Annotated in this window: 12 protein-coding genes and 1 other annotated feature; of the genes, 3 read left to right on the plus strand and 9 right to left on the minus strand. The window is 28.8% G+C overall.

Going from position 1 to position 12,822, the window contains the following annotated elements; translation table 11 throughout:
* Positions 1–8 precede the first annotated feature (8 nt).
* From H9661_RS05370 to H9661_RS05390, 5 genes are all read right to left on the minus strand, one after another.
* A complete protein-coding gene (locus H9661_RS05370) occupies positions 9–686 on the minus strand; it encodes a tetratricopeptide repeat protein (RefSeq protein ID WP_185966799.1) in 678 nt (225 codons plus the stop codon).
* A 14-nt stretch (positions 687–700) separates the two neighbouring features.
* Positions 701–1,513, minus strand: coding sequence for a RelA/SpoT domain-containing protein (locus H9661_RS05375; protein ID WP_143316732.1), 813 nt, complete (start codon positions 1,511–1,513; stop codon positions 701–703).
* A 33-nt stretch (positions 1,514–1,546) separates the two neighbouring features.
* Positions 1,547–1,972 carry a MarR family transcriptional regulator gene (locus H9661_RS05380; RefSeq protein WP_143316731.1) on the minus strand — a complete coding sequence of 142 codons (426 nt, stop codon included), beginning with the start codon at positions 1,970–1,972 and terminating at the stop codon, positions 1,547–1,549.
* A gap of 232 nt (positions 1,973–2,204) precedes the next feature.
* The gene (locus H9661_RS05385; RefSeq protein ID WP_191767889.1) at positions 2,205–3,056 is read right to left on the minus strand and encodes a DegV family protein; all 852 of its coding nucleotides are present in this window, start codon (positions 3,054–3,056) and stop codon (positions 2,205–2,207) included.
* A gap of 18 nt (positions 3,057–3,074) precedes the next feature.
* Positions 3,075–4,196, minus strand: a complete 1,122-nt coding sequence (locus tag H9661_RS05390; RefSeq protein WP_191767890.1) for an aminopeptidase — start codon at positions 4,194–4,196, stop codon at positions 3,075–3,077.
* A gap of 196 nt (positions 4,197–4,392) precedes the next feature.
* Here H9661_RS05390 and H9661_RS05395 point away from each other — a divergent pair, with 196 nt between their 5' ends.
* The 3 genes from H9661_RS05395 to H9661_RS05405 all read left to right on the plus strand — a co-directional run bounded on the left by H9661_RS05395 (position 4,393) and on the right by H9661_RS05405 (position 7,931).
* Positions 4,393–5,130 (plus strand): 3'-5' exonuclease, encoded by a 738-nt coding sequence (locus H9661_RS05395; protein ID WP_191767891.1) that lies wholly within the window; start codon positions 4,393–4,395, stop codon positions 5,128–5,130.
* Positions 5,131–5,175: 45 nt separating this feature from the next.
* Entirely contained in the window at positions 5,176–5,325 is a 150-nt protein-coding gene (locus tag H9661_RS05400) for a hypothetical protein (protein WP_185966798.1), read from the plus strand.
* Positions 5,326–5,510: 185 nt separating this feature from the next.
* Positions 5,511–7,931: a PGAP1-like alpha/beta domain-containing protein gene (locus H9661_RS05405; RefSeq protein WP_191767892.1), complete on the plus strand. Its 2,421-nt coding sequence runs from the start codon at positions 5,511–5,513 to the stop codon at positions 7,929–7,931.
* Positions 7,932–8,062: 131 nt separating this feature from the next.
* Here the strand turns inward: H9661_RS05405 and H9661_RS05410 are convergent, their stop codons facing one another.
* The 4 genes from H9661_RS05410 to H9661_RS05425 form a co-directional block, all read right to left on the minus strand.
* Complete coding sequence (locus tag H9661_RS05410; protein WP_191767893.1) at positions 8,063–9,436, minus strand: cation:dicarboxylate symporter family transporter; 1,374 nt, start codon at positions 9,434–9,436, stop codon at positions 8,063–8,065.
* 148 nt (positions 9,437–9,584) lie between these two features.
* The gene (locus H9661_RS05415; RefSeq protein ID WP_143316725.1) at positions 9,585–10,154 is read right to left on the minus strand and encodes a beta-class carbonic anhydrase; all 570 of its coding nucleotides are present in this window, start codon (positions 10,152–10,154) and stop codon (positions 9,585–9,587) included.
* Between the two features lie 142 nt (positions 10,155–10,296).
* Positions 10,297–10,932, minus strand: coding sequence for a class I SAM-dependent methyltransferase (locus H9661_RS05420; RefSeq protein WP_143316724.1), 636 nt, complete (start codon positions 10,930–10,932; stop codon positions 10,297–10,299).
* 55 nt (positions 10,933–10,987) lie between these two features.
* Positions 10,988–11,235, minus strand: a binding site (T-box leader).
* A gap of 162 nt (positions 11,236–11,397) precedes the next feature.
* Positions 11,398–12,633 carry a peptidase U32 family protein gene (locus H9661_RS05425; RefSeq protein ID WP_143316723.1) on the minus strand — a complete coding sequence of 412 codons (1,236 nt, stop codon included), beginning with the start codon at positions 12,631–12,633 and terminating at the stop codon, positions 11,398–11,400.
* Between the last annotated feature and the right edge of the window lie 189 nt (positions 12,634–12,822).

The raw sequence follows: 12,822 nt of genomic DNA on the forward strand, positions 1-12,822 counted from the left end.
TACACCAACTATCTTTTTATATTTTTATAGCATACTTCTATATTAACATTAGCATCTCTATCATAAGGATCAAACTCTAAAACTTTTGAATAATCATTTACCGCTTCTTCATATTTATTTATAGTTTCATAAGCTATGCCTCTGTTATAATATGCCTCTTTATTATCAGGATTTAACTTAATTAAACTTGTAAAATCTTCAATTGCTTTTTCATACTCATTTAAATTAATATAGCATATCCCTCTATTGTTGTAAGATTCTTCATCTCCCGGATCTAACTCTAAAACTATAGAATAATCTTCTATTGCTTTCGTATATTCGCCTATATTCTCATACGAAACAGCTCTATTATAGTATGATTCTTCGTCTTCTGCTGATATCTCCAAAGACTTACTATAATCAGCTATAGCTCTATGATATTCCCCCATATTTTCATAGCATAAACCTCTGTTATTATATGCCTCATAATAACTTGAATGAATTTCAATTGCTTTATTAAAATCCTCAATAGCTTTATGATGCTCTCCTATTTCATCATAACATATTCCTCTACTGTTATATGCCTCTTCATCTTCAGGATTTAATTCAATTATTTTTGTATATTCTCTTATTTCTCTAATAACTTTATTTTCTATTGTGATTTTCTTTAAACTTGTTTTATACTCATTAATATTTTTAAAATTCAATATCTTCCCCCCAGTTATTTACTCCCTTTACTTATTAACTTATTTAATCTTTCTATTTCTAAACTTTGTTCTTCAACCAAATTTTTATAATACTTTTCTTTATTACACCATTCTTTACTGAGTCCATTAATTAATGAAGCCATTTCATCTGCACTTCCAACAATTCTATTGAATAATAGCAAATTTGCTTGCAGTAATTCTGGAATCTCATTATGAGAATATCGTAAACTATGATCTATTTCTCCATAACCTTCTTCAAATATTGTTCTCACTTGAATTTCTGCAATTACCTTTTTACTAGTAGGATAAAATTCTACTAAATAATGAACTGATCGATATCCAGATACCCTTGATCTAACTTCAATACCTAGTTCTTTAAATATTTCAGTATTATCTCCTTCTCTTACATTTGCTGTTACTTCAATAACTTTCCATGTTTTAATTATAAACTCATGAATATCTTGCCATTGATCTTTAAATATGTGGATAACTCTTATTCCTATTAAATCATTTATTTCTTCTTTATAATTATTAACATCAAATTGGAAGTTATTATCATACTTTTCTTTTCTATCCTCTGTCTTTCTAACAATTTTTTCTATTAACCTATCTGGATCTTTAATTCTAGACTTTACTGAATGTACCATACTTTGAGAACGTAAAATATTAGCTATAAAATCAGCTTGATTTTCATAAGAGATTTTATATCCTATGTAATCACTATAAATTTTCTTTAATCTCTCAACATTTATGCTGTTTTTGGTAATTATCGGTTCAATATACGGATATTTTTTTATGAACTCTTCTATATCTAAATCTTTCTTCATATTTTTACCTCACTAAAAATGTTATGTTCAACACTAAAACCATTTTGAATTGAGACATTGTCTTAAAAGCTCTATATTAGCTTTCCCTATGCTTTCTTCAATTTCCTCTTCTACTTCCCTTTTTATTACAATCATCTCATTACAATATTTTTTTCCCTTATCTGTTAGGACAATTAACTTATTTCTTTGATTTCCTTCTATAGAAGTAGTATTAATATACCCTCTAGTTATTAACCCTTGAACACACTTATGAGCGGCCTGACGCGACACATTAATCTTTCTAGCAGCTTCTGCTATTGTCATATTCTCTTTTTCTATTACAGCTAACATATTAGATTCACTCTGAGTCACGCTTTCCCCCCATCTTTCTTCCCCAATGTTTACAATCTTTACACGAAGTTCTTGTTGTTTTTCACTCACTAAATCTATTAAACTCACGTTACTTAAATAATCTTTCATTAGTTAACTCCTTTTATAACATAACATCTAATGTACCTTAAATAATTCTATAATATTTCTCTTATTATAATATAAAACTAACATTTATTTTGTCAATTTTCTTGACCTTCACTAAGCCTATAATTTCTTATATTTACTTATCTATGAAAGCTACTATTTATTAAAAAAGCACGTAATCAAAAATATAATTCGATTACCTGCCTCTTTAACTCATCCTGACCAATATATTTCTCTATTTTTTAGTATAATATGCAACTCCAATGCTTCCTGGCCCAACATGCAATCCAATAATAGGACCAATATATTGAACTCTAACTGGTACATCTAATTTTTCACTAATTCTTTTAGCGAGTTCTTTACCTTCATCTTCACAGTTAATATGGTGAATAATAATTCCTCCAAGCTCTCTATTCTGAATATCCGAAAGAACTTTATTAACTATAACCTCAACAGCTTTTTTCTTAGTTCTTACCTTATCAAAAACTGTAGTTTCCCCATTTTCTACAGTTAATATCGGCCTTATTTGAAGTATTGTTCCAAGCAATGCAGATGCCCCTCCTATTCTGCCACCTTTTTTTAAATATTTTAGTGTTTCAGGTACAAATAAAAATCTGCTATTTTCTCTTACTTTTAAGGCTGCTGATACTACTTCACCTATTTCTCTTCCCTCACTTGCAATCCTAGCTGCTTGTAAAACTTCAAAACCCATTTGCATGCAATTGGTCATAGAATCTATAATCTCTATTTTTGCATTTGGATAATCTTCAAGGACCATCTCTTTTACAAGATGTGAACTTGAAAATGTTCCACTCATCCTTGAAGATAAAAATATTCCAACAACATCATGCCCTTTACTTACCTTTTCTTTAAAAGCCTTTACTAAATCATCTATTCCTGGTTGAGATGATGTTGGTATATCTTCCGATACATCCATTTCCTTATAAAATTCTTCATTATTCAATTCTACTTCTTTATAGCTTTTCCCATTTAAAATCACATTAAGTGATACCACGGAAATATCATATTTTTCAACTAATTCCTTTGGAATATAACTTGTGCTATCTGTCACTAACTTTACTGCCATCTCTCCACCCCAAACTTTTTATCTATTCTTTAATACTTCTTCAATTAAATGACCATTCTTATAGAATAATTCGCCATCTGCATATATTTCTCCACCATTTCTCATATCACAAAGCATATCCCAATGTAATGGAGACCTATTTTTTCCACCTGCTTCTGGCATGGAATCTCCTATTGCCATATGAATAGTTCCGCCTATCTTCTCATCAAAAAGCATATTTCTTGTAAACTTTTTAATTCCATAATTAGTTCCTATTGCAACCTCACCAAAAAAACTTGACCCTTCATCAGTTTCTAATAAAGTTTGTAAAAGATCCTGGCCCTTCTCTGCCTTAGCAGATATTACTTTACCATCCTTTACTTCAAGCTCTATTCCTTCAATCTCTTTCCCTACATATATTCCTGGAAAAGAAAACTTAATATGCCCATTTATACTATCTTCAATAGGTGATGTAAATATCTCTCCATCAGGAAAGTTTACCTTCCCATCACAATTAATCCACTTTCTTCCCTTTATTCCTACTGTTATATCTGTTCCTTCGGAAATTATATGTAACTCACTTTTTGTATTTAAATATTTTACCCATAACTCTTGCTTAGCACTGATTTTTTTCCATTCTGCTACAGGATCATCCTTATCTAATAGCCCTGCTCCATATACAAAATCCTCATATTCCTCCAGACTCATAGATGCTTCCTGAGCATCTGCATTTGTAGGATATTGAGTTCCACACCATCTTAGTGAACCGTTTCCCATTCTCTCTGAATAACTTTTTCTCCACTTTGTAGACCCTATTGTAAATGCCTTTAACTTTTCTGCTGGAATATTAGTATTATTTCTAGTATTCTTAGATCCCCAAGCACTTAACCAAACATCTACTTGTTCTAATACAGTTTCAAATATAATGCCTTCCTCTTTAAGTTGCTCATCTGTAGAATATTTTAATTTCATTCTTCTTGCTTCTTCTGATTCTAACTTGTACTCTACATTTGCTCCAGCTTTAATAACTTCTTTAATAATTTCAGTAAGCCAAGGATTTGCAATCTCGTTGCAAGAAACGAAAACTTTATCTCCTGGTTTTACTTCTGTTGAATAGTTTACCAACAACTTTGCTAGTTTACTTAACCTTTCATCTACCATAATGACATTACCTACTTTCCATTTTACAATTTTATACTATAAATCTATTTTACTTTATTAATCTATAATTAACAATAATTCATAGAATTACATAATAAAATTAACAAATTTAATATTTCTTCATTTACTTGATATATTAGAAAAATTATTTTAATATTTATTTATAAATTGACTTTTAACTTTAGGAGATTTTTAAATGAATTATATAATATTTGACTTAGAATTTAATCAAAGACATCCTGACGACAAAAATGCTAAATCTCCTCCATTAATGTTCGAAATAATTCAAATAGGAGCTTTGAAACTTAATGAACACCTAGAAATAATCTCTTCATTTAATGCATTAGTTAAACCTACTGTTCATCTAATTATTCATCCGTATGTTGAGGAATTAACAGGCATAACCACTTCTGAAGTTAATTTATGTGAAACTTTTCCTCAAATATATGAAAAATTTTTAGATTTTATTGGTACTATTGATATAGTTTTAGGTGTATGGGGAAGTGATGATATAAAACAACTTATAAAAAACATAAATTTTCATAATTTATCAGATTCAAATTTACCCAAAAGATATATTGATATTCAAAAATATACTTCAAAACACTGTAACTATCCTAAAGGATGCAAGATTGGATTAAAAAATGCAGTTGACGTTTTTAATATACCTAGTACTAATGAATTCCACAATGCATTAAATGACGCTTACTATACTTCTGAAGTTTTTAAGCATATTAACTATACTAAAATCAAGCCTAAAACTTATTCATATCCATCCTCAAAGCGAAAAAAATCAGTAAAAGAAACTATTAATTTAGTTGCTTTATATAATCAATTTGAAAAAATTTATGGAAGGAAAATGACTCTAGAAGAAAAAGAAATAATAAAACTTGCCTATATTATGGGAAAAACAAGACAATTTATTAATGAATAAATTCCTATGTGTATCACAAAATAGATATTGATAGGAGGTAATAGTATGAGTACGGATGAAAATAAATCTTTACATAATATAGCTAAGGAAATGATTATTGCTGGTGAATCTTTTGATGAAATTATGGAAAAAACCCATTTGAGATTAAAAGACTTAAAAAGAATTCAAAAAGAAGAAATCAATCCTCATTTTTAATAATTTATACAGTAAAACCTACAAATTTCACATTTTGTAGGTTTTATTCTTATGTTAAATTCCAGCAACCCTCTTGTATATTTCCTGAAATTTTTGTATAATTTATTAATAATGTAATTTTTTTCAAAAAATTATGCTGAAATTCAGTTTTATATAAATTAATATACCAAAAAGGGGGATTAAAATTGAAAAACAAATATACAAAAACTATAATAATGTTTTTATCACTAACTATATTTTTATCACTATTTACGAATTTCAATTTAACTACTAAAGCTTCTACAGTTACTACAAAAGAAAAAGATATTTCGCTTATACTAGATATATCAAACAACTTGCCATCTCAATCAAAAAAAGAATTTAACACAGCTTGTTCAAACTTTTGCAAAAATATTTTGAGCAAGTCTCCAAATAGTAAAATTTCTATAATTACTGCAGATAAAACTAAAAATATTCTTTCCTTCACATCTGATGCCAAGGAATTGAATGAAAGAATAACTTCTGCATTAACTTCGGAAGAAACAGATATTAACGAATGTTTGCAAATATCTAATGACTTGTTTACTAGTAATAGCCCCTCAAATTCTGATAAGTCAATTGTTATTTTAAACAATGAACTTTCAAATAATACTTTTTCTTCCCAAGATAAATATAATTCTTGTGAAAATTATACATCTAGCATCTCAAGTTATATAAAAAATCTTTCTAGTAAATATGAAATATATTCTTTGAGTTACTTGAACAATTCAGCAAAAAATGATAACTCTTTATTACAAAAATCTCTTAAAAATATAATTCCTAAAAATTATTACGAAACCAATAATATAAAAAGTTTATCATCAGAACTAAATGCAATATCTAAAAAGTTAACCAGCTCTCCTCCAATTATAATAATTCCAGGAATAATGGGAAGTCGTCTATATAAAGATTCTGATTGTACTGTACAGATTTGGGATCCAGTAGTTAAACTAAATCCTTCAGATGAAAATAGCATCTATAATTTAGGAAAAAACATTAATATTTCTTCAACTCTATTTACAAAAAAAGTTGTAAATCAAGTACCTCTTTCTACTAGTGAAAGAGAATATGGAGCACAAAATTCCTACAAGAATTTAGTCGATACTATTTGTAATGAATTTCCCGATAGAGAAGTATATTTCTTCTCTTACGATTTTAGAAAAAGTAATGTATCTGCTGGCGAACAATTAAAAGACTTTATAGATAACACATTAAACGTCTCTAAAGTTGATTTAGTTTGCCATAGTATGGGCGGAATAGTTGCTTCAAATTACGCGACTCTAGATACTTCGAAAATTGATAAAGTTATTACTCTTGGCACTCCCTATGAAGGAGCCCCTACACTTATAAATTCAGTATTAAATTGGTCAATTTTATCTGAAGATTGGAATAAAACTGATTTTGCTTTAGGTGTATGTGGTTTGACTAAAAAAGTCAAATCAGGTTTTTCTGGTGTAGCTGAACTTTATCCAACAAGAAATTACTTTGATGCAGTTGGATTTTCTTCAAAGTTCAAAGATGGTTTATTCAGTAGTCATATTTCGCAAATAGATTATAGCAAATATAGTGAATATGGTAAAACAATTTTCCAAAACATTTATGATTCATGTGTTGCTGAACAAGAAGGAATTACACTAAATGGCTCTAATATACTAAGCACATTAAATAACTCCTACTTTGCAATTGGTACAGGTGAAAAAACTATTAGTTCTTTAGTTTTTAAGAATGGCAATACCTTAGACTCTATTGATGTAAGCTCCCTTGTCTATGAAAATAATGGAGATGGAACAGTACCGAAATTATCTTCTACAATGATAGGTGGCTTAGATAATGTCAATTCAAATAATGTTAGATATTTTTCTGAAACTACTCATGGAGGGCTTGTAAATAGTTCAAACCCAATAAAATGGACAACAGATATATTAAAACAGGGAACTTCCACTTTAGGAAATAAAACTATCACTAATGGAAAACCTTATATAGTTATGCGTATTGATTCTCCAACTACCGCCACTATCGATAAAAATGGTGAAATATTAAACTCAGATACTGTTTCAACTAACTTTAGCTCATATGGTCGTTTAGATAGAATAGGCGAAAACGGAAATATTAAGATGGCTGCTATCGATGAAGATAATAATTGTAATGTAACCTTTCATGGAACTGATAAAGGAAAAATGGATTATGACATGTCTTGGTATGATGAAAATAATAATTTAAAAGAAGAACGACACTTTGATAACATCCCTATAGAGAAAGGAACAAAAATATTTACTACAACAGATAAATCAAATCCTACGGAATTGCAAATAGATGAAGATGGTAATGGCGAAATAGATAAAATAGTAAAATCTGATAAGGATAAGCAGGATGAACAAGTATTATTGATCCTAAATGATTCAGATTCTAATAATTCAGGTGGAAATATGACTGAAGCTATTGCTACAAATACATCTTCTCTTGACGAATCTAAATCCATTACTAATTCAAATATAAATATATTAACTTGTATAATAATTATAACTTTAATAGCCTCAAGTATGGCAATAGCAATTACCGTAATAAATAAGAAGAAAAAAAGCAATTAATTTTTATAAAACTAAAGAAGCTTGGGCAAAAAATTGTCCAAGCTTCCTTACTTTAATACAAGTATATCATTTTATTATTCTATTAGCTAACAGCAAACAATAAATAATTTAATTTTCTACTTTATATAACATTATCCTACAAAAACTTCTTTATCTAATTCATTTAAACTTTTACTTACTGTAACTGCGGTTACCATAGTATCATTAACATTTAACATAGTTCTTGCCATATCTAGAATTGGATCTATTGCTAAAATAGCGCCTGCTAGTGGGAAATACGCTCCCATTCCCATACCTGATATTACAACTGATACTGACATTATTGCTGTCCCTGGTAATCCTGCAATACCAAGCGAACTAATTACTACTATAACTACAAGCATAGCGTAAAAACTAAAATCCATTGGCGTTCCCGACATATTAGCAATAGTAACAGACATTAATGCTGGGTATATGGCTGCACATCCATTCATTCCGATATTAGACCCTAAACTTCCAACAAAACTTGAAATACCATTTTCAACCCCTACCTTTTTAGTTAAAGTATCAATAGTTACTGGTAATGTTCCAAGACTAGAACGTGAAGTAAAGGCTAAAATTAGTGGTTCTACAACATTTTTCAAATACTTAATTGGATTTAATCCATTTAACGCAACTATTACTAAGTGTATAACAAACATTACAGCTACACTTACGTATAATGCAATAATAAAATTAATAACAACTGATATTGCTCCTATGCCTTTTCCTGCAATTGTGTTTGATAGTAAAGGAATTACGGCATATGGCATAAATCTAATTACTGTTTTAGCAACGCTTGTCATTATTTTGTATGAAGCTTCTATCAAATCTACAGCTGGTTTTATAACTTCTGAATGTTTTGCGCTTAACCTTTTAATTGCGATACCAATAAAGGCTGCAAATATGACAACAGCTACTATATTAGAATCAGCCATAGCCTTTACAGGGTTAGCTGGTAAAAGCCCTCTTAGTGTGTCTACTATTGAAATGACATCTTTCATCTCAGCTTTACCTTCAACTGCCTCAACACCAACCCCTAGCTTGAATATATTTCCTATTATTATACCAACAATAGAAGCGATTGCTGTTGTCCCAAGTAAAACTAATATAGACCTTGTTGTAAGCTTTCCTAAATTTTGTTTTGCATTCATATTAATTATTACTCTTAATATAGAAAGGAATACTAATGGTACAACTAACATCTTTAATAGATCCATAAATCCATTTCCAACTAAACTATACCACTTAACAACCTCACCTATCCATTTTACATCAACAGTGTCACCTGGAAATCCTGCAACTAATTGAACGAGAAGTCCAAGAGCTAAACCTATTATTGTAGATATAATCATACGCTTTGAAAAGCTAGCTTTTGTTTTTTCAAACTTTCTCATTCCGAAAAATATTCCAAATAAAATTGCAATAAATACTAATGTATTTATACTAGTAATCATAATAAACTTTGTAAAAAATGTACTATCCATAATTTCCTCCTTAAATATTTATAAGTCTTATATGTTTAATATGTTTAATATGATATCAATAATAATTCTCCGTGTCAATGTTAATATATAGAAAACAAAAAAAAACAGATCATTACCTTAAAACTAAGATTAATGTCTGTCATATAATTTATTCATTATTGAGATATCCATTAACAACCACATCTAACTTTCCTGTCTCTGGAGATATTACCAAACCATGTACAACAACATTTTTAGGCGTTAATGGATGTCTTTTTATTAGTTCCACACTATCTTTTATTGAATCTTCTACTGAATCAAATCCTTTAAGCCATTTTTCTATATCAATTCCTGAATGAAATAATGTGTCTATTACATCTTCAGATACTCCTCTGTCTTTAATTTTGCTTATTAGCTCTCCAGTATCCAAATTACACATACCACATCCATGATGACCAATTACTAATACTTCATCAACTTCAAATTCATATATAGCAACTATTATACTTCTGATTATACTTCCAAAAGGGTGCATTATTGCTGCACCTGCATTTTTTATTATCTTAGCATCTCCATTTTTTAGATTTAATGCCTTTGGTAATAAATCTGTTAACCTAGTATCCATACAAGATAAAATTACTATCTTTTTATCAGGATTTTTAGATGTGGAATATTTTTCATAAATTTTATTTTGTACAAAATCAATATTATATTCTAATATTTCATATAGCTTTTTCATATAAACCTCCTTCTAAATTTCAACCATTATACCATAAACTATATTAATGAAAAAAGTAGAATTTTACTACAATTCTACTTTTTTATTCCAATTTATTTTTTTAGTTATATTTTTTATCACTTTTAACGGTTCTTGATTTTATTTAATCTCCTCCCTTTATTGCAGTAGCCACAAAAATATCTGTTTCTGTATATTCACCTTTACTAGAATATCCCCTAGCTTTTAGCTCAGTATTCTCTATAGAAATATTTTTAAATCCACTGCTATCAAGCCACTTATATATTTGATTATTACTAAATCCTAACCACTCATCGAACATTTCAGTTTTCGCCCATTGACCATTATGCTCATAAACATCTGAAATTACAACTTTCCCTCCCTTTTTTAATACTCTATACATTTCTTTTATTGCTTTTTGAGCATTTATAACATGGTGAAGTGCCATATTTATTGTTATTGCATCGAGAGTTTCATCAAATATAACTAAATCGTCTAATAAGGACTTCACAGGATATATATTATTATAACCATGCTTTATACTTTCCATCTTTAATTCTTTAAGCATGTTTCTTGCCTGATCAATTGAAAAAACTATATTTGCTTTTCTCTTAGCTAGAGCTAGCGATATAAATCCTGTACCACACCCTAAATCTCCAACTACCTTATTTTGCACATCTAACTTCTCAAGTATCCTTTCTCTAACTTCATCTCTGAAATATTCACTTCTCATCTTATTCCAACTAGAAGCTATATTGTCAAAATATTTTTTTGAACTCATTTTAAATTTCCTCCTCTTTTATTAATATAAATACAAAAAACTTCCACCTCTAAAATATAGAGGCAGAAGTTTATTCCGCGGTTCCACTCTAATTACTATTAAACAAACTTAATAGAATCTCATTTATCTAGTACTACCATACTATAACTCTATAACGGGAGTTCCCGCTGCTATCTACTAATTCTTATTCGAGGCAGTGCTCAAAGATGCATTCACATAGAATCCATTAAAAATCTCTTTCAGCTTTAAAGACTTCTCTCTGATAATTTCAACTATACTACTATTTCTTCTCAATGCATATTAACTTATATGTCATATATGTTTTGTATGCTATATTAATATAATATACTATTTTCCTATTTTTGTACATTCATTTTATAAATTTCTTATTCTTATATTTTGAGATAATATATAAATCACTAAATAAATTAGGAGTTTAAAGTTATAACTCTAAACCCCTAATTCTTATACTAATTCTTTCCTAATAAAACTATTTTTTTCAACTTTAAATGGTATCCTTACCTTACACATCATTCCAGGATGCGGGCAAGTCTCTATAGCTTCTCCATCTTCATTATATAGCTCTTCAATAACAAAGGATTCACCAAATGAATTTGGAGATAAAATTTCAACCTTGTCTCCTAAAATAAATTTATTTCTTTGTTTACATAATGCTATTTGAGTTTCTTCATCATATTCATGTACAATTGCTACAACATCATATTCCCTAACATGATCATTAGTATTATATATTATCCCTTCACTCTTAGGCTCGCTAAAGAAAAATCCTGTATGATATTCTCTATGACTTACTTTATACATTTCATTCAATAATACATTTGGTAATTCATAATTTTCAGGATCACTATAATACAAGTCAATAGCTTTTCTATATGCATTTACAATTATAGCTACATAATATTCACTCTTATTTCTACCTTCAATCTTTAATGATGAAATTCCTGCCTCCATAAGTTCTGGTATATATTCAATCATACATAAATCCTTTGAATTCATAATATATGTACCATTTGAATCCTCTTCTATTGGGAAATATTCATTTTCCCTCTTTTGCTCCATTAAAGAATATTTCCATCTACATGACTGAGCACATGAACCTCTATTAGAATCTCTACCAGCCATATAACTTGAAAGAAGACATCTTCCAGAATAGGAAATACACATTGATCCATGAACAAAAACTTCTAGTTCTAACTCTTCAGAAATATTTTTTCGGATTTCCTTGATTTCTTTAAGTGAACATTCTCTAGCTAAAACAACACGTTCAGCTCCAAAGCTTTCCCACATATTACATGCTTCATAGTTAATTGTATTAGCTTGTGTACTTATGTGTATTGGTAAATTACTATGTTTCTTTACCATTGAAAACACACCAAGATCAGATACTAAGACAGCATCAATTCCTATTTCCTCAAGCTTTTTCAAAAATTCAGGTAATTTTTCCAAATCCTCATTTTTAGGCATTATATTTATTGTACAGTACATTTTTTTTCCAAGATTATGGGCTATCTTAACCCCTTCTTCCATATCTTCATATGAAAAGTTTTTAGCTGCTGCTCTTAAGGAAAAAATCTCCCCACCAAAATAAACAGCATCTGCTCCATATTGAAAGGCAATTTTTAATTTTTCTAAACTACCTGCTGGAGCTAAAAGTTCTGGTTTTTTTAATTTATTTTTCATATAAATTCATCCTCATGTCCTTAATTTATTCTTTATTCTCTTATATATAGTAAAATTGTACACTCTAATTATAATATTTAGATCTCATCTTTTATCTATATAAAAACAATCTCCTTTTTTACATATTATATAATAAACTAACAACATTACACTTGCAAATGTATATTTTCTCAAGTTTATCATATGCTA

It is taken from the genome of Clostridium cibarium, from assembly GCF_014836335.1.
In the GTDB taxonomy this organism is placed as follows: domain Bacteria; phylum Bacillota; class Clostridia; order Clostridiales; family Clostridiaceae; genus Clostridium; species Clostridium cibarium.